The organism is Vibrio sp. E14, from assembly GCF_020515785.1.
GTDB classification, from domain to species: domain Bacteria; phylum Pseudomonadota; class Gammaproteobacteria; order Enterobacterales; family Vibrionaceae; genus Vibrio; species Vibrio diabolicus.
The window spans coordinates 492882-517375 of sequence record NZ_JAHPJI010000004.1 but is presented as its reverse complement, the minus strand read 5'-3'; the positions used below and the strand labels follow the sequence as shown (position 1 = coordinate 517375).

Below are 24494 nucleotides of genomic sequence, written 5' to 3'. Positions count from 1 at the left end.
AATAAAGCGCCTCACTTATTTAAAAGTCAGGCGCCTTTTATGGCTTAACTTAGTAGTTCAATCGTTCAATGTGAGTAATACCGACTTTACCTTCAAGGTCGCTGAACATATGAACCATTGCTGGGTATGGTTGTGCTCCAGGGTAGACAACTTCTGCATTACAGAAAAACGCATAGTTTTGTCCGGCTACGACTTGAGTAGCCACAACCAAAGGGGAGTATTTGACGCCGACAAACCCCTCGATACCTTTAGCAAATACTTCTTTATCCTCTGCTTTGAGTTCATTAAATGGACTCCAGCCACCAGCCATTTGCGTTGACATAATGTGATTCCTTTTTTCTGTGCTCACTATCAAGCAATATGAACATAGTTTAATAATGGTAATTTTGCCACAATTATGTTTTGCGGACGGTATCACAACGGCTTTATTGACTATTAATTTGAGTACTCATTCCAGCCACGCTGCCATTCCATACGGAATTTTTGTGCTTGCTCAGTACCCTCACAAACCCCTTTATAATACTGACCAGATAACCCCATTTGATACGCAAAAGCAGGGTTACAGTATTCACGTAGACCCTCTAAATAACCTTGGTCGTAGTCACTTTGCTTAACGCTACCCAACTCACGCAGCTCGCTCATCGTGCGTGATGTATGTCCGGCTACACCATCTTGATATCCGATCTGATGCCAATCTCCTGACTTGGCAAGATCTTCCGTCGTTGCAGCGCATCCTGTAAGTAAAGCCAGCGCCAAACCTAACGTTGCCGTTTTCATGGTTCTTCCTTAAGCAATTGTTTTCAAAAATAAGCTTACCACTAATTATTGGCGTTTGCCGCTTAGCTTGCAGATTAAACCACTGACGCCTCGAATCAGCCGCTCACTACTGCAATCAACCATTCGCCATTTTTAAAAACCGCTCAAGCAGTATATCGACCACTCAGTGCTCTATTCGACCACTCATCTACTAACCGAATGCATTTAACACAAGTGACGCATAACATGCATCCTGAGATTAAAAAATTACCCTACCCAACTAAGACCAAGGACAATTGCTATGATGTGGTTTCTAACCTGTGTCGCAGCCCTAATCGGCGGATACTTCATCTACGGCGCTTTCGTCGAGAAGATTTTCGGCATCAATGAAAAACGCCAAACGCCTGCTCACACCAAATCGGACGGTGTTGACTTCGTTCCAATGTCAACAAAGAAAGTTTATCTAGTTCAGCTACTTAACATCGCTGGTGTTGGTCCAATTTTCGGCCCAATCATGGGTGCACTATACGGTCCAGCGGCAATGCTTTGGATTGTTGTCGGTTGTATTTTTGCTGGCGCAGTACACGATTACTTCTCAGGCATGCTTTCAGTGCGTAACGGCGGCGCATCTGTACCTACTATCACAGGTCGCTACCTAGGTAATGGCGCAAAACACTTTATGAATATTTTTGCCATTGTCCTACTGCTTCTTGTTGGCGTAGTGTTCGTTTCTGCTCCTGCAGGCATGATTACTAACCTCATCAATGATCAAACAAGCTTGAGCGTAAGCATGACTACTATGGTTATCGCTATCTTCGCTTACTACATCATTGCGACGATTGTTCCTGTCGATAAAATCATTGGCCGCTTCTACCCACTGTTTGGCGCCCTACTCATCTTTATGTCTGTTGGCCTAATGACAGCCGTTGCTTTCTCTAGCGAACACACAGTAATGGGTGACTTCCAAGTTTCGGACATGTTCTCTAACCTCAACCCAAATGACATGCCGTTATGGCCTGCATTGTTCATCACTATTGCATGTGGCGCTATCTCTGGCTTCCACGCGACTCAGTCTCCACTGATGGCGCGTTGTATGGAAAACGAGAAAAACGGTCGTTTCGTTTTCTACGGAGCAATGATTGGTGAAGGTGTTATCGCGCTAATCTGGTGTGCTATCGCTCTGTCTTTCTTCGGCTCTCTAGACGCACTATCAGAAGCTGTGAAAAACGGTGGTCCTGGTAACGTGGTATACAGCGCATCATTTGGTCTGCTTGGTGTGTTCGGTGGTATCCTTGCGTTCTTAGGTGTGGTAATCCTACCAATTACGTCTGGCGATACAGCGTTCCGTTCAAGCCGTCTGATCCTTGCTGAATACTTCAACATGGAACAAAAGACGCTACGTAACCGCCTACTGATGGCACTTCCACTGTTCGTTATCGGCGGTATCTTAACTCAAGTAGACTTCGGCATTATCTGGCGCTACTTCGGTTTTGCTAACCAAACAACAGCAGTAATGATGCTTTGGACTGCGTCCGCTTACCTACTACGTCACAACAAGCTGCACTGGATTACCACTATCCCTGCTATCTTCATGACCACGGTATGTGTCACGTTCATCTTAAACAACAGCTCGCTAGGTTTTGGCCTGCCAATGCAACTATCAACTATCGTCGGTATTGTGTTTGCCCTAGCAGTGACTGGTTACGTTATCAAAACCTCTAAGGGTAAAGGTGAAACTGAACTGGCTGACGAAGAGAAACCACAAGCCGTATCAGAAACAGCGTAATACTCGTCGCATCCGAGTGACTAAGATAAGAGCCTGCCAATTGCAGGCTCTTTTTGTTTTATACCCAAGTCACTTTAAGATTCAGAACTCGGAGCGCAGCGCCATGTATTAAGCTGTCTTTATTTATCTGAGCCAAGCATCTTGAAGTGACTTAGGTATACAATAACAACATTGATTCTAGGTTAGGTTCACTATGGAACTGGTCGTTTCCCTTTTACAACAGATGTGTGTTTACTTAGTTTTGGCTTACATGCTAAGTAAAACGCCAATCATCTTACCTTTGCTGAGTATTTCTTCGCGCTTAAGCCACCGCCTAATTTGTTACGTACTTTTCTCTGGCTTTTGTATTCTCGGCACCTATTTCGGTCTGCATATCAACGACGCTATTGCCAATACTCGAGCGATCGGCGCGGTCATGGGCGGGCTGTTTGGTGGACCTGTTGTAGGTTTCGCCGTCGGATTTACTGGTGGCATCCATCGATACTCTCTTGGTGGCTTTACTGACCTCGCCTGCGCAATTTCAACCACCGCCGAGGGTGTAATTGGTGGCTTGCTCCACGTTTATCTTATCAAGCGAAATAAAGGCGCATTGCTGTTTAATCCAAGCGTTGTATTCAGCGTCACGTTTGTTGCAGAAGTGGTGCAAATGATTTTGCTGCTCGCCGTCGCGAAACCTTTTGATCAAGCCTATGAACTGGTGTCCGCCATTGCAGCACCTATGATCATCGCAAACTCATTTGGTGCGGCGTTGTTCATGAGTATCCTGCAAGACAGAAAAGCGATCTTTGAAAAGTTTTCTGCGACGTTTTCGCGTCGAGCACTCACCATTGCTGATCGCTCAGTGGGAATTCTAAGCAACGGCTTCAACACCGAAAACGCAGAGAAAATAGCACGTATTATTTACGAAGAAACAAAAGTGGGCGCTGTCGCGATTACCGACCAAGAAAAAATCTTAGCGTTTGTGGGCATTGGCGATGATCACCATAAACCGAACACGCCGATTTCATCGCAAAGCACATTAGACTCCATGGAGAAAAACGACATCATTTATCTTGATGGCGCAGAACGTCCATACCAATGTTCCATCGCAAAAGACTGCAAACTTGGCTCCGCGCTGATCATCCCACTACGTGCGGGAAAAGAGGTCATTGGTACCATAAAGCTGTATGAACCGAAGCGTAAATTGTTCTCCACGGCCAACATGTCAATGGCGGAAGGGATAGCTCAGCTTCTCTCTAGCCAAATCCTGTATGGCGATTACCAACAACAACAAGCCTTACTCGCTCAAGCAGAAATCAAACTGCTTCACGCTCAGGTGAATCCACACTTTTTGTTTAATGCACTCAATACTATTAGTGCGATTACTCGTCGTGATCCTGACAAAGCGCGCGAGCTAATCCAAAATTTATCGCACTTCTTCCGCAGCAATTTAAAGCAGAACATTAATACCGTGACGCTAAAGGAAGAGCTTGCACATGTGAACTCGTACTTGAGCATCGAAAAAGCTCGTTTTACGGACCGCTTAGAGGTTGAAATCGATATTCAACCTGAATTGCTGGACATCAAATTGCCAAGCTTTACACTCCAGCCTTTGGTTGAGAATGCCATTAAACACGGCATTTCAAACATGCTTGAAGGTGGTAAAGTTCATATATACAGCGAAGCACACCCACAAGGTCATTTGATTACCGTCGAAGACAATGCAGGCAGTTTTGAACCGCCAAAAGAAAACCACTCCGGGCTAGGTTTAGAAATTGTCGACAAACGTCTCACTAATCAATTTGGGCGTGATGCATCGCTAAAAATTACGTGCGAGCCACATCAATTTACTAAAATGAGCTTTATCATTCCCCCAAAATCATAAAAGCACTCTGAAGCAATAAAGGTAATGTTGGATGTTAACCGCACTCGTCATTGATGATGAACAGTTTGCTCGTGAAGAGCTGACAGAGTTATTGGATGAAACAGGCCAAGTTGAAGTGGTGGGCAATGCCTCAAACGCGATCCTTGGTCTAAAAAAAATCAATGAGCTCAAACCTGATGTGGTGTTTCTCGATATCCAAATGCCTCAAGTTACTGGGATTGAACTACTTGGAATGCTTGATCCAGAAACCATGCCTTATGTGGTTTTTGTCACGGCTTACGACCAGTATGCAATTCAAGCATTTGAAGACAATGCCTTTGATTACTTGCTCAAACCTGTCGACCCATGCCGTTTAACCAAAACGGTCAAACGGCTAAATAAAGTCATTAGTCAATCCGCCCTAACTCAACAGCTGTCTGCTATTACGCCCGATACTTTAGATCAGATTCCGTGCATCGGGCACAACCGTATCGTTATCATGGCCACCGACACGGTAGAATGTGCATACAGTGACATCAGCGGCGTGCATGTACGCTCCACCAGCCAAGCCGCGAGCACTCAACTGACATTAAAAACGCTAGAAGAGAAAACCCCACTGGTACGCTGTCATCGCCAATACTTAGTCAGCATTAAGGCCATCAGCGAAATCAAATTACTCGAAAACGGATTAGCAGAAATCATCACCAAAACTGGCTTTGAGATACCAGTAAGCCGCCGCTACCTTAAAGTGCTCAAAGAGATGCTGGGCATTAGCCACTAACACAAAAAGTTCACACATCACCGCTGAGTTTCCGCTAGCGTATAAATAAGACGCTCCGAAAAGACGAGGCGATGATGTATAAAGTTTTGTTCATATGTAAGCACAATGCTGGACGAAGTGTGCTCGCTGAGTCGATCGCAACCCATATCCTGCCAGCAGATTTTAGTGTCGCCAGCGGTGGGTCTCATCCCACAGGCACAGTTCACCCGGTGGTGCAAAAATATTTAGATGACCACCAACTTCCCATTCCACATATCCACACCCACTCATGGGAAGAGCGAACTCAGTTTCTTCCTGACATCGTGATTATTCTCTGTGACTCTTTACATCAAGAGGCAGCTCCTCAATGGCTTGCGGGGGGCGTTCGAGTAAACTGGCAAGTCGATGCCTTTCCGACTGAAGGTTCTGATGAAGAGGTGTACGCACATTGCGAAAGGGTTGCTCAGTCGCTTGAGCGAAGAATCACGAAGATGTCCGATATGATTATCGATGGTTTAGGGAAAGACCAAATTCGTGATTACCTAAATGAACTGAGAGAGATGTAAAAAAGGCGACCCACTGGTCGCCTTTTGAATATTCGATAAATGGAGATTAATCCACTTGCTTGATTTGCAGTTCTTTGGGTACTTCAAAGAACATATTCTCTTCACGACCAAGCACTTCATCGACCGCTTCGGCACCGACGAGTTCTTTGATTCGCTCTAGAATCTGATTAACGAGCTCTTCCGGAGCAGATGCCCCCGCAGTCACGCCGACCTTTGTTTTGCCTTCGAACCACTCTGGTTTGATATCTTCCGGACAGTCGGTTAAGTAGCCAGGTGTCCCTAGCTTTTCAGCTAGCTCTTTAAGACGTGTAGAGTTTGATGAGTTTCTAGAACCCACCACAACCATCACATCTACGTCACCCGCTAATTCACGTACGGCATCTTGGCGGTTTTGTGTCGCGTAACAGATATCGTCTTTACGTGGTCCTTGGATATCTGGGAAGACGCGGCGTAGCTCTTCGATAACATCGGCAGTTTCATCTACAGAAAGTGTCGTTTGGCTTACGTAATGAAGATCTGATGGATCTTTCACAATCGACTTCAGTTTCTCAACGTCGGCAGGGGTTTCAACCAAGTACATACCACCCGTTTCACTCGCGTACTGCCCCATTGTGCCTTCCACTTCAGGGTGACCTGCGTGACCAATCAGAACCACTTCCATATTGCGGCGGCTTGCTCGCGCTACTTCCATATGCACTTTGGTTACCAAAGGACACGTTGCGTCAAATACGGTCAAATCTCGCTGCTTGGCTTCCTGACGAACCGCCTGCGATACACCATGAGCAGAAAAAATCACAATGTTGTTGTCTGGCACTTCATGCAGCTCTTCAACGAAGATAGCACCACGTTGTTTTAGCCCTTCAACCACAAAACGGTTATGCACCACCTCATGACGAACATAAATCGGTGGCTGATACATCTCTAGCGCACGCTCTACGATGCTAATCGCACGGTCTACACCAGCACAAAAGCCGCGTGGGTTAGCTAATAGGATTTTCATTTCATTGCTCATGGAAATTATCTTTATTGGGTTCGCTATTCTACTGACAAAATTTCAACTTCGAAAGTCACGTCTTGTCCCGCTAGAGGATGGTTGAAGTCCACAGTGACTGAATCGCCAGCAATCTCTGTAATAATGCCCGGGATTTCCATACCATCAGGACCACTGAACGCCATGATTGTACCCACTTCTACTTCTGCATCACCTACAAACTTAGTGCGATCCATATGGTGTACATGGTCTGGGTTTGGCATGCCAAACGCGTCTTCTGCTTTTAACTCAATCGCTTTTTGGGCGCCTGTTTCTAAACCCATCAAGCACTGCTCAAAGTTTTCACTCAAGCTGCCATCACCCATAACAAATTTCGCTGGTTTACCCATGTTATGAGTACTATCCGCAACCGATCCGTCTTTCATTTTAATCGTAAAGTGAAGGGTTACTACAGATGCATTGGTTATTGTTGTCACGTTACTGCTTCCTTGTTCTTGGGTTATTACGCTGTCAGCTTGGTCTTTTTATACATTGATGTGCTGATTGGCGCTCCAACATAATAAAAAGCGTCGCCCGAATCAACGGGCGACGCTTAGGGTTATTCAACTTTTCGCAATATACACTGCCACTACTTAGGCTTTCGCCTCGTCTTTCTTTCGAAAGCCGTCAAGAATAATCATCGCGGCACCAATACAGATCGCCATGTCTGCAAGGTTGAACGCTGGCCAGTGATAATTACCCCAGAAAAAGTCCAAATAATCCACGACAAACCCATGTATTACTCGGTCGAATACGTTGCCTACTGCGCCACCAATAATCATGGCATAAGCAATATTATTCCATTTCTCTTTCGCTGGTAGTTTGCTCATCCAGTAAGTCAAAAGACCTGTAACGATAAAAGCAATACCTGTAAATAACCAACGTTGCCAGCCCGCTTGATCACTCAAAAAGCTAAAAGCAGCACCATAATTATGCACGTACAAAAGATTAAAGAATGGCAAAATTTCTATGCGGTTTGCCCAGCCATATCCCATGTTGTTCATTACAACATACTTAATGCCAATATCAGCTAAAAAGATAACCACCGCTAACCATAACCAGCGAATACCAGATTGCTTTAAAGACAGTGCTTTTTCACTCATTACTTTACCTACAAACAGCCCCAGTAAATACTGGGGCTGTTAATTTTAAAAAAAGTTCAGTCGTTCTAGGTAATTACGCGAATTTACGTACTTCACCTTCGCCTTCTACGTTAGACACACAACGACCACAGATTTTCTCGTGACCTTCAATTGTGCCTACGTCTGGCGTGTGGTGCCAACAACGATCACACTTCTCGCCTTCAGCTGCTGCTACTTCAACAAACAAGCCTTCGATATCCGTGGCTTGTGCTGCATCAGTCTTCTCACCTAGAGGCTTAACTTTCGCCGCAGAGGTTAGTAGAACAAAGCGCAGTTCATCTTCAAGTTTGTTGATCTTCGCCGCTAAAGCGTCATCAGCAAATAGAGTCACTTCAGCTTGTAGTGCACCACCGATGGTTTTCTCTTTACGCGCATCTTCTAGAAGTTTGTTTACTGCACCACGAACCGCTTGGATCTCAGCCCAGAATTCATTGTTCAGCTCTTCACCTTCAGCAAGGCCGAATAGACCGTCGAACCACTCACCAGTGAATACGAACTTGTCGCGCTGACCTGGCATTTCGTTCCAGATTTCATCGGCAGTGAACGACATGATTGGCGCCATCCAACGAACTAGCGCTTCTACGATGTAGTAAAGTGCAGTCTGACAGCTACGTTGAGCGTTGCCGCCACGTTTTGCTGTGTACTGACGGTCTTTAATTACGTCTAGGTAGAAAGAGCCCATTTCGATCGAACAGAATTGCATTAGACGCTGAGTCACACCGTGTGTGTTGTACTCTTCGTATGCTTTAACAATCTCTTCTTGTGCTGCTAGCGCACGACCAACTGCCCAGCGATCTAGCGCAACCATCTCTTCAACAGGAACGATGTCTGTTTCAGGGTTGAAGCCGCTTAGGTTAGCAAGGAAGAAACGCGCTGTGTTACGGATACGACGGTAAGCATCTGCGCTACGTTTTAGGATTTCATCAGAAACCGCAACTTCACCAGTGTAGTCTGTTGAAGCAACCCATAGACGAAGAATGTCAGCACCTAGCTTGTTAGTTACGTCTTTTGGCGCAACCACGTTACCGATAGATTTAGACATCTTACGACCCTGACCATCAACCACGAAACCGTGTGTCAGTACTTGTTTGTAAGGCGCTTCGTCTTTCATCGCGATAGATGAAATTAGAGAAGACTGGAACCAACCACGGTGTTGGTCAGAACCTTCTAGGTATAGGTCTGCACTGTTGCCGTTGTACTCTTCACGAGCATCAACAACGGAGAAGTGAGTGACACCTGAATCGAACCATACGTCTAGCGTATCTAGTACTTTTTCGTATTGGTTAGCGTCAGCACCTAGTAGTTCAGCGGCATCTACATCCCACCATGCTTGGATGCCTTTCTCTTCAACCAGCTTAGCGACTTTCTCGATCAGCTCTAGCGTGTTTGGATGAAGTTCTGCTGTTTCTTTATGAACAAACAGAGCAATTGGCACACCCCAAGTACGTTGACGAGAGATACACCACTCCGGGCGACCTTCGATCATACCTTCGATGCGGCTTTGACCCCACTCAGGCATCCACTCTACGTTCTTGATTGACTCTAATGCTTTAGCACGTAGGCCAGCTTGGTCCATAGAAACGAACCATTGAGGTGTAGCACGGAAGATGATTGGAGTCTTATGACGCCAACAGTGTGGGTAGCTGTGCTCGTAAGCGTGGTGGTGTAGTAGTGCACCTTTTTCTTTCAGTACTTCTACTACGGCATCGTTCGCTTTAAATACGTGCTGACCAGCAAATAGCTCAGTGTCTGGAAGGTAAACACCGTTTGAGCCAACTGGGTTCGCTACTTCTAGGTTGTACTTGTTACCAACCGCAAAGTCTTCTTGACCGTGACCAGGTGCAGTGTGAACAACGCCAGTACCTGAATCAGTCGTAACGTGATCACCCAGGATCGCCGGTACAGTGAAATCGTAGAATGGGTGTTGGAATTGAGAAAGCTCAAGCTCCGCACCTTTAGCAAAGCCAAGGTTGTGGAAGTGCTCGATACCCGCACGGTCCATAACGTCTTTCGCTAGTTCAGCTGCAACGATGATACGTTCAGGTTGCTCGCCTTCGACTTGGATAAGTACATACTCAAGGTCATCACGTAGACACACAGCACGGTTCGCGGGAAGCGTCCAAGGAGTTGTCGTCCAGATGACAATAGAGATATCGCCTTTACCTTCATGACCTTCAGTCAGCTCAAACTTAGACAACAGTGCCGCTTCGTCAGCCGCTTTAAAACGAACGTCGATAGATGGCGATACTTTATCTTTGTATTCTACTTCCGCTTCAGCAAGAGCAGAACCACAGTCTGTACACCAGTGAACAGGTTTGAAACCTTTTAGCAGGTGACCATTACTTGCGATCTTACCTAGAGCACGAATAATGTTCGCTTCAGTTGCGAAATCCATAGTGCGGTATGGCTTGTCCCACTCACCCATGATACCAAGGCGTTTGAAGCTCTCTTTCTGACCTTCAACCTGACCTGCTGCGTATTCACGACATTTCTCGCGGAATTCTGCTGCCGTCACTTTTTGGCCTGGCTTGCCTACTTTCTTCTCTACCATCAATTCGATAGGTAGACCGTGGCAGTCCCAGCCTGGGATGTAAGGTGCGTCAAAACCTGAAAGTGTTTTGGATTTAATAATAATGTCTTTAAGAATCTTGTTTAGTGCGTGACCAATATGAATGTCACCATTTGCGTAAGGAGGGCCATCGTGCAATACGAATGACTTTTTGCCTTTCTTAGCTTTACGGATTTCACCGTAAAGATCTTCTTTGTACCAACGCTTAAGCATTTCTGGCTCACGATTGGCCAGATTGCCGCGCATTGGAAACCCTGTTTCAGGTAAGTTCAGGGTATCTTTATACTCACTCATCGATTCTTAATTCCGTTATATTGGGCGAAAATTAGACATTATGTTGAACGGTGGAATAAACCGCTCAACGCTTAAGCTGACGCAGCCACACCCTTGCTGCTTCAGCATCCAATTCGATTTGTTGTTTAAGTGCTTCAAACGACTCAAACTTTTGCTCATCTCGAAGTTTATGCAAAAGTTCCACTTCTAGTTGCTTGCCATATAAATTGGCATGAAAGTCGAATAAGTGTACTTCTAACTGCTGGCGAACGCCATTGACAGTCGGTCTTTGACCAATATTAGCGACACCACCAATTGGCTTATTTCCTAAGCCAAGCGCTTGAACAACATAGACTCCGGAGACCGGAGAAACACAGCGTTTCAAAGGAATATTCGCAGTAGGAAAACCTATCGTTCTTCCCAGCTTTCTTCCGTGAGAAACACGACCGCTGATGCTGTAGTTTCTTCCCAGCATCTGTTGCGCGGAATGCAAATCGTCACGCGCCAGCGCTTGACGGATAGCCGTACTGCTGACACGTAATTGTTGTAAACAAAAGCTCTGGGTACTCACGACATCAAAACCGTACTTTTCCCCTGCTTCCTGCAGCATTGCAAAGTTACCTGTACGGCCTTTGCCAAAGCAGAAATCATCACCAACGACAAGAAACTTAACACCCAAACGCTCGACCAACAAGTCACGGATAAATTCTTCCGCGGTTAAACTTGCAAAATGACGATTGAAATTGACGCAGAGCAAGCGATCAATATCGAGCTTACTCAATTGCACGAACTTATCGCGTAATCGCGTCAACCGTGCAGGTGCCTTATCTTTGGCAAACAGCTCCATCGGCTGAGGTTCAAAGGTCATCACAACAGAAGGCAATGATAGCCTGTCCGCTTGCTCAGACACTTGCTGCAATACTTGTTGATGACCTTTATGGACACCATCGAAATTGCCAATAGTCAGCACACAACCATGATGTCGCGGGGTGATATTGTGAATGCCTCTAATCAGTTCCATTGGATACTGCTTTCTGCCTCTGTTTTTACTTTACACTGTGTGAAACTGACGGATTATATACTAATCACCCTTAGTCTGTCCCAGCTTTTAGGTCTTTTAAGCGTGCACCCGTTAAAAATAGAACCACTAGGTAAACCACGGCTCCTAGACCGATCAACATTCCTAGTACACCGCTGCGGTGAGCAAAGCTCCAATCGAGCCACACTGACATGTCTTCCAATTGCCATAAGATCGCAGCCACCATCGCCGCACCTGCAATAACCAAACGTATAATAAAGAAGACGGTTCGTTTGGTGATTTGGTACACCCCTGCGATATGTAGACCACGATACAGCAATGCCATATTCACAAACGCCGAGAGTGCCGTCGCGATAGCCAAACCAACGTAACCATAAAAGTACGCAAAAATTGCGTTAAATACCATGTTGGTCACCATCGCAATGATGCCGTACTTTACTGGCGTTTTAGTATCTTGACGCGAGTAATAACCTGGCGCGAGCACCTTAATCAACATGAAGTTCAACAAACCTGAAGCGTAGGCAAAAAGCGATAATGATGCTTGATGTACGTCTTGAGGAGAAAATTCACCTCGCATAAACAGAACCATCAGCATAGGTTTTGCCAGTACCATCAGACCAAGCATTGCAGGAAGGCCAAGCAAGATCACCATGCGCACCCCCCAATCCATGGTTTGCGCGAAGCCTTCACTTTGTGCGTCAACGTGTTTACGTGAAAGCGCGGGTAAAATCACAGTCGCAATCGCAATACCAAACAGGCCTAAAGGAAATTCCAATAAGCGGTCTGAGTAATACAGCCAGCTGATCGAACCGGTTTGCAAAAAACTGGCGATGAACGTATCAAACAACAGGTTAATCTGACTGACCGATACACCAAATAAAGCGGGGATCATCAAAGTACGGATTTTTACCACACCCGGATCGCGCCAGCCCCATTTTGGCTTAACCATGACGCCAGCTTTAATAAGGAAGGGAATTTGGAATAAGAACTGGACCAAACCACCTAAGAAAACACCAATGGAAAGCCCTATTTCTGGCATTTCCATTTGCGGCGAGATAAACCACGCCGCCAAAATAATCATCACATTGAGGAAAACAGGGGTAAAGGAGGAGACAGCAAATTTACCTAATGTATTGAGGATAGCGCCCGATAGAGCGACGAAGGTAATGAACCATAAATAGGGAAAGGTGATTTTGAGCATCACGCTAGCAAGCTCAAACTTTGCTGCAGCCGGGCCACCATGCATCCAGTCAAGGAACCAACCAAAACCAAACACTGCAGTGACCACGCCGGAGCCTAGGACACCTAAAATGGTAACAATAGAGACTATCACCCCTAACGTACCCGCCGCACGAGCAATGAGCTCCCGAGTTTTATCCATGTCGCCTTGAGCATGGCTTTCCGTTAAAACAGGTACAAACGCTTGGGAAAAAGCACCTTCAGCAAACAAACGTCGTAAAAAATTAGGAATTTTATTGGCGAAGAAAAAGACATCTGCGCTTGCTCCTGCCCCCATTAAATTTGCCACTACAACATCACGAACTAGGCCAAGAACGCGGGAAATAAATGTCATAGCACTGACGATCATGCCAGACTTGAGTAGTCGTTTACTCACTGTAACCTCGGAATATCACCATAAGACAGCTAACCCTATACTGTTTCTCTGACAAGTGCTGTAAATAGACGTCAAAAATCTATCCGCGGGTTGTAAGGAATAAGTGTGCCTTTCGCGGATAATTATTAGCATTGGTATAAAAATGCTGTTAGAATCCCCGCCATCTTAACCGCGATAACCTCTCTTACCAAAATTTGTTTTGGCTTAGATCGGTTTTTGCACAAATCATTTGACATTTAAGCGCAAATGAGGGATATTCCTCGCCCTTAAATTGTCACAGAACTAAGTTTTTGGGAGTTAGACCCTTGGCAAATAGTAAATCTGCTAAGAAGCGCGCTATCCAAGCTGAGAAACGTCGTCAGCACAATGCTAGCCGTCGCTCAATGATGCGTACTTACATGAAGAAAACTGTTGCTGCTATCGAAGCAGGCGACAAAGAAGCTGCAACTGCTGCATTCGCTGTAGTTACACCTATCCTAGACCGCATGGCAACTAAAGGCCTTATTCACAAGAATAAAGCAGCTCGCCATAAGTCTCGTTTCGCTGCACAAATCAAAGCTCTTTAATAGAGTCCTGGTTTTACAGTGAAGAAAAAACCGACCTTGCGTCGGTTTTTTTATATCTACAAAATTTTCTTAATAAAAAAGCTGGCAATGCCAGCTTTTCTTTTTTCTGCACGCCTATTCAAAGGCGTCAGCTTATTACCTTATAAAGCTCAAACTGGAAAGCACCAATAAAACACTTGAGAACAAAGCAAATTGGTCGATGCGCAGCAACTCTACCATCAAAAGTTTAACGCCACTCTCAAATATTCCAACGAGTTAGATTCACAGCCTAAAATGAACGATATATTAGGTATATGTAATTAACGCTAAGCGCTTTCAGCACAATAAAGACTATGCAGTGTTTTTATTAACGCTTTCACTTCATCACTCTTTAATGTGTAGTACACGGTTTGTGCTTCTTTCCTTGTCGTGACTAGCTCATCACGGCGAAGCCAAGCAAGATGCTGAGATAATGCCGACTGGCTTAGCTCTAACTTTGCACACAGCTCTCCCACGGACAGCTCTTGGTTATGCAGCATACAAAGGATTTGTAGGCGTCTCTCGTTTGCCATCGCTTTGAGCAACACGACGGCTTTTGCGGAGTTCTGCTCCATTTCTTGTAGATTCATGTGTTGGACCTCTAGCTACAACTTACTTATTCCAACCCTGGCCAGCTTGTTGTGTTGCACTGATTTATATATCTAAGAAAATCAAGATACACTTCCAGAGTCTTCATTATTAGAACCTCTAATTTAGTTGTTAGTGATACACCAATATTATCCACCAAAGTGGAGAATTGATGCGCCATCAATAATTAATAGTTTTGCTCACTAAAACAAGTATCTTGAGTTACTTAGGTATTATTTAGAATTATATTTTTATTGATAGTAATCTATTTATTTGCGCAACGATACGGGTTTACTCAAACATTTGACTGAAATCAGCATCACAAACATTTTTTACCGCTGGGTGTTGGATCATTCGTTCCGCAAAAATCACGTAGTACTCTTCTTTTAACCCATCGACATGACCAATTAGCTGTAGATTTCGGTCGTCCTCAATCTCCGACATGTATACGGTCGGCGCTAAGAAAATCACATCATCGTGATACCGTGCGAAAGCCTTCATCAACGCAACATCATCAAATTCTCCCAACACATTAGGCTGAAGACCTTGACGATCAAACCACTGAATAACCTTACGCCCCATTGCTGTTCGGCTTGCAGGAATCAAAAGCTTTTTCTGTTCCAGAATCTCAGGGAAACGCACATTTTCAATTTCAGAAGAGGCGAAAAAGCTCATGCTGCTCTCACCTAGCTTTTTGCTATAAAGGCCAGGGCTTTGAGTTGAGTCAACGGGACAATCCGAGAGGATCATATCCAGCTTGTGCTGAGACAGTCGTTCAAGTAGCAATTCGTGGGTTGACTCATAACAGCGTAAATGAATACTGTTATCTTCCGGGACAGTCGTCATTAGTACTTTACTGACCAAGCGCTTAGATAACGCATCGGCTACGCCAACTTCAAACAGAATGTTCGAGTGCTGACTGTAATTGACGATATCTAACATCTCATAACTCAAACCAAACATTCGGTCGGCGTACTTAAAAACAAGTTGCCCTAACTCAGTTGGCTCAACTGTACGACCATTTCGTTTGGTTAACTTTCCTTTCATGCGTTCTTCAAGCGCTTTAATCTGCCCTGTCACGGTTTGCGGTGTCAGGAAAAGCGCATCGGCCGCTTTAGTTACAGAGCCCTGTTTGCACACCATCCAGAAATAATATAGATGGTTGTAGTTTAGATGTGACATGATCAAGTCCCGAAAAGAAAGTGATGCTTTTTATACCAAATGTGACAGAGACAAACAATAAACTCGACAAAACCATACAATACATTACAAAAACATAAGTTTTACCGAATATATAAAATTAACACTGTCATAAAAGTTGAACTGAGGCGCATTTTCTTTCTAAAGAAAACGCAAAAACCACACAAAACAAAAGTCAAATTTATTCATTAAATTCAAAGAGTTAAAAACCATCAACTTTCCCTACTCACACCACTATCAAAAAGAACAATAAAAATTACTCACAGCAAGGAATCTGTAATATTACTGAAATATTTGTTCTCTAACATCGCCCGCAGTTTCAACTACAGACCGAAAAATGAACTGAAAGGTCAACGGAGAAAATTATGATGAACCAAGCTACTTCAACAGTGGCGCCAATTTCGAGCACTGCTCGTTGGTTACGCTGGGCTAACTTGGCATTCATGTTGTATCTGCTTCTTCTAGCAGTATCTATGGTTGGTAGTGGCTTCAAATGGGCAACTGGCGATCAAGCTAAGGTGCTATTTGAGTTTGCCGCTCACCCTGTTGCAGGTCTAATGATCGGCTTGGTGGCAACAGCCTTAATTCAGTCCTCAAGTACTGTAACGTCTATTATTGTAGGTTTAGTTGCAGGTGGCTTACCAGTAGAAACCGCGATTCCGATGGTGATGGGTGCCAATATTGGTACCACAGTGACTAATACGCTTGTTTCTCTTGGTCACGTACGTTGTAAAGAAGAGTTCAAACGTGCATTTGCAAGCGCAACTATTCACGACTTCTTCAACTTACTTGCTGTTGCTATTTTCCTTCCGTTGGAAATGATGTTCGGCATTTTAGAGAAAGTTTCTCATTGGCTTGTTTCTCCACTACTTGCTACTGGCGATATGAGCATTAAAGGCTTCAACTTCATTAAGCCAATAACAAAACCAGTTGTGGGTGCAATTAAAGAGCCACTTTCAACATTCGGTGATACTGTTGGTGGCATCATGCTTATCGTTTTGGGTATTGCGACAATCTTCGTTGCAATTACGGTAATGGGTAAGCTAATGAAGAGCCTAATGGTTGGCCGCGCACGTGAAATTTTGAAAAACGCGATTGGTCGTGGCCCTATTCACGGTATTGTATCGGGTTCAATCGTGACTGTGTTGGTACAATCTTCATCAACAACAACTAGCTTGATGGTTCCACTTGTGGGTACAGGCGTTCTTAAAGTTCGTGATATTTACCCATTCACGCTAGGTGCAAACATTGGTACTTGTATTACGGCGCTACTAGCAGCAACAGCCGTATCGGGTGAGTTTGCGGTATTCGCGCTTCAAATCGCTCTGGTACACCTAGTATTTAATATCATGGCAACGCTGTTTATCTTTGGTATTCCGTTCCTACGTGAAATTCCAGTGAAAGGCGCTGAGATGATTTCTGAAATGGCTATCAAGAACAAAGCTGTTGTCGGTGGCTACCTAATGTCTGTATTCGTTATTTTACCAGGCGCGATCTTAGCCCTAACGACATAACAATAACTTACATACCATCGCTTATTGTTTAGGCTCCACATTGTGGGGCCTTTTTTGCGTTAATGACGCTGTTCAAATTCGTTGTCTGGTGATAATTTGAGCCATACCAGCATACTTATGCTGGGCTACCTCATTTGGAGTCGACAACATGACGCAGCTTAATGGCACTATTTCTGATCAGCTACTCGCAATAGACGAAAACCTAACTCAACTGGTTGCTGATATTGATATCCTCAGTAGCGTGAATCCTCTCAATTATGCTCAGGAAAGAGAGCGCTTTATTAAGAACAAATACTCTCAAGAGCCTAACTTCCAATACTCAACTACCAATATAGATACTCACAGCGCAAAGCGACGTCTGTATGAACTGCCTTTAGAAAATATTCAAGACACCCAATTACAAAAGCTGTACGCGGATGTGATTCAGTCTTACGCAGATAAATTGGATCAAGTGAATACTATCGGTACACAAGAGTTTCTTTATAACTCCTTGCGCTATTACGGAGAGCCGAGCGCCAAAGATATTGCCAACGCCCATTTCATTTTACACCTTCCCACGGAAGAAGAGAGCAAACCGCAGCATGATAGCCGCGCGATAGCACACTTCATGCAAAACTTTGCTCAACGTAATGGATATGAGTGTGAAATACAGGTGTTGGATGGGATGTTAGCAAACGCACTCGTTTCGGGATCTCGAGTCAAAATTAACCACGCAGCATACATCACGACCGATGAGTTAGAGGCTCTCGCACATCATGAAATGGGTGTACACCTTCTTACTACGCTTAACGGTCGTCAACAACCGCTAAAGGTCCTGAGCTTAGGGTGCCCAGCTAATACAAACACCCAAGAAGGGCTGGCTATATTGTGTGAATATCTGTCAGGACATTTCAGTATCAAACGCCTAAGAACCTTAGCCTTACGAGTCCTGGCGGTAGAGTCGATGATCAAGGATCGCGATTTCCGCCATACGTTCATGCTATTAAAAGAACAGTATAAAACGTCTGACCTTCAAGCATTTACGACGACTGCTCGTGTGTATCGAGGAGGCGGTTTGACGAAGGATTACTTGTACCTTAGGGGGTTCCGAGAGGTGCTCAATGCCTACGATAAACTGGGCAATGACTTTTCATTGTTGCTATGTGGGAAAACAGAACTGAAGTATTTTGAGCTTATCCGCTCATTAGTGAGGAAGCAAATATTCACCCAACCCAAGTTTATTAGCCCGGCACTGTCTGCACCGAAGCAGACCAACCCTATTCACCGCTATATTGTCAGTGCACTCAAGTAATATCTTCAAAGTACGAAAAAGCAAAAAAGCTCCATTTGGAGCTTTTTTCATATCTTGAAGAACAATACTGGTTACACTGAGAATGGGTAACGAATAGGGTCGTGATGCTCGTATCCTTCAACCCAAAAGTCATCCAGTGTGACCCATGTTTCCAGATCTTCTAGAGATTTAATCTCTGGATTGATGTGGAACGTCGGCGCTTTTAATGGTTCACGTTTCAACTGAACATCACGCATCAGTTCAAGCTGATCTTCATAAATGTGCGCATTCACAATCTTATGAAATGCCTGACCAGGTTTCTTGCCCGTGATTTGCGCCATGATCGCCAAGAACACGTAAACTTGAACCATATTGAAGTTTAAGCCAAGCGGTACATCACACGAACGCTGAGTACTGTTCAGGTAAAGCGTATCATCTAGCAATGAAAAATGGTGGCTATACATGCAAGGACGCAAGCACCCCATGTGGAATTCACCCGGGTTGTAGAAGTTCAAGATTTCACCGCGATCATCAACACCACGCGTTAAGTCATCCACTATCTTGCGTAATTGGTCAACATGCCCGCCATCAGGCTTCGCCCATGCGCGCCCTTGGACGCCGTAGACACGGCCCATGTCGTCTTCACCTTTACGGTATGGATTATTTAACCAAGCATCATTTAGGTTGGCATTGGCATCCCAGGTTTTCGTGCCCAGATTACGAAAATCTTCCGCATTATCGTAACCACGAATGTACCCTAGTAGCTCTGCAACGGCCGCTTTCCAAAAACTTTTACGTGTGGTTACCAACGGAAATTGATTGTTCGCAACATCGTAGGTTAAATCCGCGTTGATTACGGTCAGGCAGCGCTTGCCTGTACGCTCATTTTCAACCCAAACACCTTGGTCAACGATGCGTTGACACAAATATAAATACTGTTTCACACCAATACCTTACTTCGTCTTTTGTGGTAACTCGTCTTTGTAATGACCACGTTTGTATGCCCAAACCATCATTAGGACACCGATAACCACCATTGGCAGGGATAGAATCTGTCCCATGGAAATAAAGCCACCGAATAAACCCAAATGAGCGTCTGGTTCGCGCACGTACTCAACTAGGAAGCGGAATGTACCATATCCAGCTAAAAATAGCCCTGAAACAGAACCTAGAGGACGAGGTTTCTTGATGAACCAATTCAAGATGAAGAAAAGTACGATACCTTCAAGCGCCATTTCATAAAGCTGCGATGGATGACGTGGCAGTGGACCACCATTTGGGAAAACGATCGCCCAAGGCACATCCGTTACTCGGCCCCACAATTCGCTGTTCATGAAGTTACCTAAACGCCCCATACCCAAACCAAATGGCACAAGCGGCGCGATAAAGTCGGCAACGCCGAAGAACGTTCGCCCGTTTTTGTGTGCATACCAGAACATCGCGGTAATCACACCCAGTAAGCCACCGTGGAAAGACATACCACCGGTCCACACTTTAAACAAATACAAAGGGTCAGCCAGGAAAAGCTCAAAATTGTAGAAAAGCACGTAGCCAACACGGCCACCAATCACCACGCCAAGGAAGCCTGCGAACAACAAATCAGAAACCTGTTCTCGTGTCCAACCACTTCCCGACTTATCCGCACGTCGGTTCGCCAACCATAGGGCGAACATAAAGCCCACAAGGTACATCAAACCGTACCAACGAACCGAAACAGGACCAATAGAGATTAAAACCGGATCAATATTGGGAAATTCAATATATCCCTGAGACATAAATCATTCTCTTCTTATCACAACAAAATAAATATACCCAAGTAACCTCTAGATGCTTGGTTCAGCGAGAATGACTTGGGTACAAACTTAGAGCAGCATGGTCGCTGCTACAAACATTAAGAACACCGCGAATATCTTTTTTAATACCGCAGTTGGAAGGTTAGTTGCCAGCTTCGCACCCACTTTTGTTGTGAGCATCGAGGCCATGGCAATAGCTAATAATGCTGGAAGATAAACATAGCCAATACTGTATGAAGGTAAGCCTTCCACTTTATAGCCATGTAAGATGAAACCGATCATACCAGAAATAGCAATCACGCAACCACAAACGGAAGATGAACCCACCGCTTTACGCATTTCTATCCCGTGTTTATTTAAAAATGGGACCGATAGTGAACCACCACCAATACCAGCAAGGCTTGATACAACGCCAATCCCCGTGCCATACGCAACGGTCACCGGGCTGCTCGGCATAGGTTTACTGCTCGTAACTTTAATGGAACGGAACATTTGTACTGACAGGCAAAGAACAATGACACCAAATACTTTCGGCAAGTAGTGCGTAGGGATCCACTCAGCAATATTGGCACCGACAAAACCACCTATAACCACACCTGGCATCAACCATTTTACGACGAACATATCGACATTGCCGAGCTTAAGGTGATTCATCGCCGATGAGCCTGACGTGACAATAATACTCGCTAACGAAGTGGCTAGGGCCATGTGCATACTCATTTCTGGAGAGATTCCAGCAAGAGGAAGCAAATACAACAAGGCAGGAACAACAATCAAACCACCACCGATACCGAGTAACCCCGCCATCACACCCACAAAAGCGCCTAGCGCCAACAATAACAAAAATAAAGAGACGGTCACGATTTCCTACTTTTTACCTGCACGGATAAAGCCCGCAAAACCCTGTTGGATGAAGAAGTCATGCATCATTTGATGAATGTCCTCCCCGTAGGACTTTGTCATTGCTTGCTCCGCTAATTTTTCTAATTCTTCTTGTTGGCTATGACGAATCAAATATTTCACCTTAGCCACGTTGGAGGTGTTCATACTCAAACTGGTATACCCTAACCCAAGTAAGAGAAGAGCGCCAAATGGGTCGCCAGCTAACTCACCACAAATACACACTGGCACCTGATACTTATCGCACACGTCATGGATTTGCTTAAGCGCTAACAGTACCGCAGGATGCATAGATTCATAGACATCCGCGACGCGCGAATTGTTCCTATCAACTGCTAATAAATACTGGGTTAAATCGTTTGTCCCGACAGAAACAAAATCAACACGGTGAGCAATCGTTGGCAATAAATACACCATTGATGGCACTTCGATCATGACCCCAACTTGTGGAAACTGAATTCTATCATCAAGCAACACGGCTTCGCTGTGAGCTTGATTAATCAAGCTAATGGCATCGTCTAACTCTTTTACCCCTGACACCATTGGCAATAAAATACTTAAGTTTCCGCTTTCTGCACTCGCTCTTAACATTGCACGCAGCTGGATCAAGAAAATGTCTGGATGATCCAATGTAAAACGAATGCCACGCCAGCCTAGAAACGGATTATCTTCTTCGATGGGCAAATACGGCAAAGGTTTGTCACCACCAATATCCAAAGTGCGCATCACCACTCGTTGATTCGGATAACTGTTGAGTATCGCTTGGTATTGATGATACTGCTCATCTTCGGACGGAAAGTGATGTTGAAGTAAAAATGCAATCTCAGTTCGGTACAACCCAACACCATCAACTCCTGTATTGATGGCAATATTACTGTCTGCACTGAGCCCCGCATTGAGCATAATTTCGATGTGGTGATTGTCTTGCGTAACCGCTGGGAGTGCGAGGTCCTTGTTTACCATTGCAAACAATTCTGACTCTTCACTCACTAAGCTGCGATACTCTCGCAATAATTGACGGTTTGGCTCTAGGAAGATCTCGCCCGTATAACCATCCACTATCCCGAGTTTGCCATTGACCACATCCGGGTTAATGTTGGCGCCCATGACAGCGGGAACTCCAAGTGCGCGAGACAAAATAGCCGCATGAGAGTTCGCGCCACCTTCTAGTGACACGACGGCTAACAAAAATTCTTTAGGTACAGACGCGAGCAAGGTGGCAGTGAGTTCATTCGCCACCAAAATAATGGGGCGATCAATTGCAGAATTTTCTTGCTCACTGTTATGCAGAAAATAGAGCAGCCTTTGCCCTAACTCTCGGATGTCTTGCGCTCTCTCGCGCATGTAGACATCCGACATTCTGGCAAATCGATTCGAGTATGACTCTACCACTTGGCGTAACGCCCAATCTGCCCTGTCTCCTTTTTCAATTTGCTTCTTCAAATCACCACGAAGCATCGGATCATTCAGTAAGTGAGTAAACAGATCGAAGATCGCCAGCGCATCTTTGTTGATTTCACTGTCCAGTTTTTTCCGCATACGGCGAAAGTCATTTAACGCTCGCTCTATCGCCACCAGCAATGTCTCGTGCTCACGTTCCTTATCTAACGTGGACGATGGGAAAACATCCGATAAACTCGGTTGGGTATTGTCGAACCAAAACTCTCCAATCGCGACACCAGTAGATGCAGGCAAACCTTTTAATACCGTGGGTTTAGATGCCAACTGCCAATGCCCAAGATTCTGCGCATGCGCAATAAGCACTGCTAGCTGAGCGGACAACGTTACAAGAAAAGACTCTTCCATTTCACTGAACAAGCGAGGTGTTTTTTGCTGGATCACCAACACACCTAAAACTTGTTTTCGATGAATGATTGGAGTGGCTAAAAAGGAGTGGTAAATCTGTTCGCCGAGTTGAGGGAAGAATTTAAACTCGGGATGTTTTGAGGCTTCGGCAAGGTTGAGTGGCTCTGCGCTTCGTTTAACCAACCCAACCAAGCCTTCATTGAAGTTGATATGAATACTATCACCTTCAAAAATAAGGCCTTGAGTTGCCATTAACTCAAGGCGCTGCATTTCTTCATTAGCAAGATAGATAGTACAGCACTCAGTGCGAAGGGCAGCACAAGTCTCTTTCACCAATATATCGAGTGCCAGATGCACATCATCGACCCTGGAGACTTTCTCAACTATTTCCCTTAGCTGACTGAGCATGATTATCCTCTACGTTGCTTTTTTCTTTTCCCTTTCGCTTTTCTCTCTCGAAAAGGCATGGCTAAGGATGCAAATTCTTTCATCGCTCGTCGATAAACATCTCGCTTGAAAGAAACAACTTGCCTAACTGGATACCAGTAACTCACCCAGCGCCAACCATCAAATTCAGGGGATTTTCCGCGTTGCATATTAATACGAGATTCATCGCATTCTAATCTCAGCAGAAACCATTTCTGTTTTTGGCCGATACAAACAGGCTTGGAGTCCCAACGCACCAATCGTTTTGGTAGCTTATATCTTAACCAATGACGACTTGTTGCAATGATCTTAACGTCTTTTTTCGTTAAACCGACTTCTTCATATAACTCCCTGAACATGGCTTGTTCAGGAGTTTCACCTTCGTCAATTCCACCTTGTGGGAATTGCCATGAGTGTTGCCCGTATCGTTTAGCCCAGAAGACCTGACCATGGTTATTACATATCACAATACCAACATTAAGTCGGTAACCATCGCCATCTATCACTGGCTAACCTCTATGAATAAATTTTTTATTACCGTGATTTTTCCACATATCCCCATTACTAGCAAACTTACTGATGTGATATGAGCAAGATTTATTACCTTTTCACCATATTTGGATATCTTTTAATCACATCATACCTTATCAACACAAGAGTGAGACATTGCCCACATTTATTCACCTTTTCTGTGAATAACTTTGTGAAGAATTCAATTCAAATGAGTAATTCAGTTCAATCCCATCAAAAGCAAAACAAATAAAGAAACAAGAAAATAAACATAAAACATTGATAGAAAAGTATTTATTTTTAAAAATAACGATAAATCGATCTTCAGTTTCTTGATGATCTTTTCACCAAACTCAGATCGGTCAAAGATCCACCAACAGGCTATTTATCCACACTCACCTGCTATTCGTTTAGATGATTACAACAAAATCAACCCCAAAAATGCATTTCAACCCCTGTTTATTCATACAGACCCCGTCAGGATCTTATCAATACCTCCTCCATCTGTGGATAAGTTATGAATT

22 protein-coding genes are annotated in these 24494 nt (G+C 44.6%); 7 read left to right on the top strand and 15 right to left on the bottom strand.

Translation table 11 applies throughout. The annotated features are described in order from the left end of the window. Nucleotides 1-49: 49 nt before the first annotated feature. Both LIX84_RS14515 and LIX84_RS14510 read right to left on the bottom strand, forming a co-directional pair. Nucleotides 50-322 carry a hypothetical protein gene (locus LIX84_RS14515; protein ID WP_012842127.1) on the bottom strand — a complete coding sequence of 91 codons (273 nt, stop codon included), beginning with the start codon at nucleotides 320-322 and terminating at the stop codon, nucleotides 50-52. A 113-nt stretch (nucleotides 323-435) separates the two neighbouring features. Then, nucleotides 436-777, bottom strand: a complete 342-nt coding sequence (locus LIX84_RS14510; protein ID WP_226421586.1) for a DUF2799 domain-containing protein — start codon at nucleotides 775-777, stop codon at nucleotides 436-438. A 280-nt stretch (nucleotides 778-1057) separates the two neighbouring features. Between LIX84_RS14510 and LIX84_RS14505 the strand changes: the two genes are divergently transcribed. The 4 genes from LIX84_RS14505 to LIX84_RS14490 all read left to right on the top strand — a co-directional run bounded on the left by LIX84_RS14505 (nucleotide 1058) and on the right by LIX84_RS14490 (nucleotide 5711). Then, a complete protein-coding gene (locus LIX84_RS14505; RefSeq protein ID WP_005381914.1) occupies nucleotides 1058-2542 on the top strand; it encodes a carbon starvation CstA family protein in 1485 nt (494 codons plus the stop codon). A gap of 193 nt (nucleotides 2543-2735) precedes the next feature. After that, nucleotides 2736-4406: a sensor histidine kinase gene (locus tag LIX84_RS14500; protein WP_005397519.1), complete on the top strand. Its 1671-nt coding sequence runs from the start codon at nucleotides 2736-2738 to the stop codon at nucleotides 4404-4406. Nucleotides 4407-4437: 31 nt separating this feature from the next. Continuing rightward, nucleotides 4438-5166, top strand: a complete 729-nt coding sequence (gene btsR / locus LIX84_RS14495; RefSeq protein WP_006743107.1) for a two-component system response regulator BtsR — start codon at nucleotides 4438-4440, stop codon at nucleotides 5164-5166. Nucleotides 5167-5237: 71 nt separating this feature from the next. Beyond that, nucleotides 5238-5711, top strand: a complete 474-nt coding sequence (locus LIX84_RS14490; RefSeq protein ID WP_193447659.1) for an arsenate-mycothiol transferase ArsC — start codon at nucleotides 5238-5240, stop codon at nucleotides 5709-5711. Between the two features lie 46 nt (nucleotides 5712-5757). Here the strand turns inward: LIX84_RS14490 and ispH are convergent, their stop codons facing one another. From ispH to murJ, 6 genes are all read right to left on the bottom strand, one after another. Continuing rightward, nucleotides 5758-6723, bottom strand: a complete 966-nt coding sequence (ispH, locus tag LIX84_RS14485) for a 4-hydroxy-3-methylbut-2-enyl diphosphate reductase (protein ID WP_226421585.1) — start codon at nucleotides 6721-6723, stop codon at nucleotides 5758-5760. Between the two features lie 23 nt (nucleotides 6724-6746). Beyond that, nucleotides 6747-7178 (bottom strand): FKBP-type peptidyl-prolyl cis-trans isomerase, encoded by a 432-nt coding sequence (gene fkpB / locus LIX84_RS14480; protein ID WP_226421584.1) that lies wholly within the window; start codon nucleotides 7176-7178, stop codon nucleotides 6747-6749. Nucleotides 7179-7334: 156 nt separating this feature from the next. Next, entirely contained in the window at nucleotides 7335-7844 is a 510-nt protein-coding gene (gene lspA, locus LIX84_RS14475; RefSeq protein ID WP_005397302.1) for a signal peptidase II, read from the bottom strand. A 73-nt stretch (nucleotides 7845-7917) separates the two neighbouring features. After that, the gene (gene ileS, locus LIX84_RS14470; RefSeq protein ID WP_226421583.1) at nucleotides 7918-10746 is read right to left on the bottom strand and encodes an isoleucine--tRNA ligase; all 2829 of its coding nucleotides are present in this window, start codon (nucleotides 10744-10746) and stop codon (nucleotides 7918-7920) included. Between the two features lie 64 nt (nucleotides 10747-10810). Continuing rightward, nucleotides 10811-11746: a bifunctional riboflavin kinase/FAD synthetase gene (ribF, locus tag LIX84_RS14465; RefSeq protein ID WP_046873948.1), complete on the bottom strand. Its 936-nt coding sequence runs from the start codon at nucleotides 11744-11746 to the stop codon at nucleotides 10811-10813. A 70-nt stretch (nucleotides 11747-11816) separates the two neighbouring features. Further along, nucleotides 11817-13379: a murein biosynthesis integral membrane protein MurJ gene (murJ, locus tag LIX84_RS14460; RefSeq protein ID WP_046873949.1), complete on the bottom strand. Its 1563-nt coding sequence runs from the start codon at nucleotides 13377-13379 to the stop codon at nucleotides 11817-11819. A 305-nt stretch (nucleotides 13380-13684) separates the two neighbouring features. Between murJ and rpsT the strand changes: the two genes are divergently transcribed. Next, the gene (gene rpsT / locus LIX84_RS14455; RefSeq protein ID WP_005381938.1) at nucleotides 13685-13945 is read left to right on the top strand and encodes a 30S ribosomal protein S20; all 261 of its coding nucleotides are present in this window, start codon (nucleotides 13685-13687) and stop codon (nucleotides 13943-13945) included. Between the two features lie 305 nt (nucleotides 13946-14250). Here the strand turns inward: rpsT and LIX84_RS14450 are convergent, their stop codons facing one another. Both LIX84_RS14450 and nhaR read right to left on the bottom strand, forming a co-directional pair. Beyond that, nucleotides 14251-14553: an ArsR/SmtB family transcription factor gene (locus tag LIX84_RS14450; RefSeq protein WP_005397309.1), complete on the bottom strand. Its 303-nt coding sequence runs from the start codon at nucleotides 14551-14553 to the stop codon at nucleotides 14251-14253. Between the two features lie 289 nt (nucleotides 14554-14842). Then, the gene (nhaR, locus tag LIX84_RS14445; protein WP_005381942.1) at nucleotides 14843-15733 is read right to left on the bottom strand and encodes a transcriptional activator NhaR; all 891 of its coding nucleotides are present in this window, start codon (nucleotides 15731-15733) and stop codon (nucleotides 14843-14845) included. Between the two features lie 386 nt (nucleotides 15734-16119). Here nhaR and LIX84_RS14440 point away from each other — a divergent pair, with 386 nt between their 5' ends. Beyond that, nucleotides 16120-17265: a Na/Pi symporter gene (locus LIX84_RS14440; protein WP_031780616.1), complete on the top strand. Its 1146-nt coding sequence runs from the start codon at nucleotides 16120-16122 to the stop codon at nucleotides 17263-17265. A gap of 148 nt (nucleotides 17266-17413) precedes the next feature. Next, nucleotides 17414-18556, top strand: coding sequence for a flavohemoglobin expression-modulating QEGLA motif protein (locus LIX84_RS14435; RefSeq protein WP_226421582.1), 1143 nt, complete (start codon nucleotides 17414-17416; stop codon nucleotides 18554-18556). 71 nt (nucleotides 18557-18627) lie between these two features. On the opposite strand, the gene LIX84_RS14430 is transcribed toward LIX84_RS14435, so the two are convergent. The 5 genes from LIX84_RS14430 to rppH all read right to left on the bottom strand — a co-directional run bounded on the left by LIX84_RS14430 (nucleotide 18628) and on the right by rppH (nucleotide 23966). Beyond that, nucleotides 18628-19479: a thymidylate synthase gene (locus LIX84_RS14430; RefSeq protein WP_226421581.1), complete on the bottom strand. Its 852-nt coding sequence runs from the start codon at nucleotides 19477-19479 to the stop codon at nucleotides 18628-18630. A gap of 9 nt (nucleotides 19480-19488) precedes the next feature. Further along, entirely contained in the window at nucleotides 19489-20310 is an 822-nt protein-coding gene (gene lgt / locus LIX84_RS14425; RefSeq protein WP_005385964.1) for a prolipoprotein diacylglyceryl transferase, read from the bottom strand. 87 nt (nucleotides 20311-20397) lie between these two features. Beyond that, nucleotides 20398-21189, bottom strand: coding sequence for a sulfite exporter TauE/SafE family protein (locus LIX84_RS14420; protein WP_006743341.1), 792 nt, complete (start codon nucleotides 21187-21189; stop codon nucleotides 20398-20400). A 6-nt stretch (nucleotides 21190-21195) separates the two neighbouring features. Next, nucleotides 21196-23442, bottom strand: coding sequence for a phosphoenolpyruvate--protein phosphotransferase (gene ptsP / locus LIX84_RS14415; RefSeq protein WP_047009107.1), 2247 nt, complete (start codon nucleotides 23440-23442; stop codon nucleotides 21196-21198). 2 nt (nucleotides 23443-23444) lie between these two features. Then, nucleotides 23445-23966, bottom strand: coding sequence for an RNA pyrophosphohydrolase (rppH, locus tag LIX84_RS14410; RefSeq protein WP_005381953.1), 522 nt, complete (start codon nucleotides 23964-23966; stop codon nucleotides 23445-23447). Nucleotides 23967-24494 lie beyond the last annotated feature (528 nt).

Coding starts and splice junctions, on each gene's coding strand:
- btsR (WP_006743107.1), top strand. CDS start 4,438: ATGTTAACCGCACTCGTCATTGATGATGAACAGTTTGCTCGTGAAGAG.
- LIX84_RS14450 (WP_005397309.1), bottom strand. CDS start 14,553: ATGAATCTACAAGAAATGGAGCAGAACTCCGCAAAAGCCGTCGTGTTG.
- lgt (WP_005385964.1), bottom strand. CDS start 20,310: ATGTCTCAGGGATATATTGAATTTCCCAATATTGATCCGGTTTTAATC.
- LIX84_RS14505 (WP_005381914.1), top strand. CDS start 1,058: ATGATGTGGTTTCTAACCTGTGTCGCAGCCCTAATCGGCGGATACTTC.
- LIX84_RS14510 (WP_226421586.1), bottom strand. CDS start 777: ATGAAAACGGCAACGTTAGGTTTGGCGCTGGCTTTACTTACAGGATGC.
- ptsP (WP_047009107.1), bottom strand. CDS start 23,442: ATGCTCAGTCAGCTAAGGGAAATAGTTGAGAAAGTCTCCAGGGTCGAT.
- LIX84_RS14500 (WP_005397519.1), top strand. CDS start 2,736: ATGGAACTGGTCGTTTCCCTTTTACAACAGATGTGTGTTTACTTAGTT.
- LIX84_RS14490 (WP_193447659.1), top strand. CDS start 5,238: ATGATGTATAAAGTTTTGTTCATATGTAAGCACAATGCTGGACGAAGT.
- ribF (WP_046873948.1), bottom strand. CDS start 11,746: ATGGAACTGATTAGAGGCATTCACAATATCACCCCGCGACATCATGGT.
- LIX84_RS14435 (WP_226421582.1), top strand. CDS start 17,414: ATGACGCAGCTTAATGGCACTATTTCTGATCAGCTACTCGCAATAGAC.
- ileS (WP_226421583.1), bottom strand. CDS start 10,746: ATGAGTGAGTATAAAGATACCCTGAACTTACCTGAAACAGGGTTTCCA.
- ispH (WP_226421585.1), bottom strand. CDS start 6,723: ATGAGCAATGAAATGAAAATCCTATTAGCTAACCCACGCGGCTTTTGT.
- LIX84_RS14440 (WP_031780616.1), top strand. CDS start 16,120: ATGAACCAAGCTACTTCAACAGTGGCGCCAATTTCGAGCACTGCTCGT.
- LIX84_RS14515 (WP_012842127.1), bottom strand. CDS start 322: ATGTCAACGCAAATGGCTGGTGGCTGGAGTCCATTTAATGAACTCAAA.
- nhaR (WP_005381942.1), bottom strand. CDS start 15,733: ATGTCACATCTAAACTACAACCATCTATATTATTTCTGGATGGTGTGC.
- lspA (WP_005397302.1), bottom strand. CDS start 7,844: ATGAGTGAAAAAGCACTGTCTTTAAAGCAATCTGGTATTCGCTGGTTA.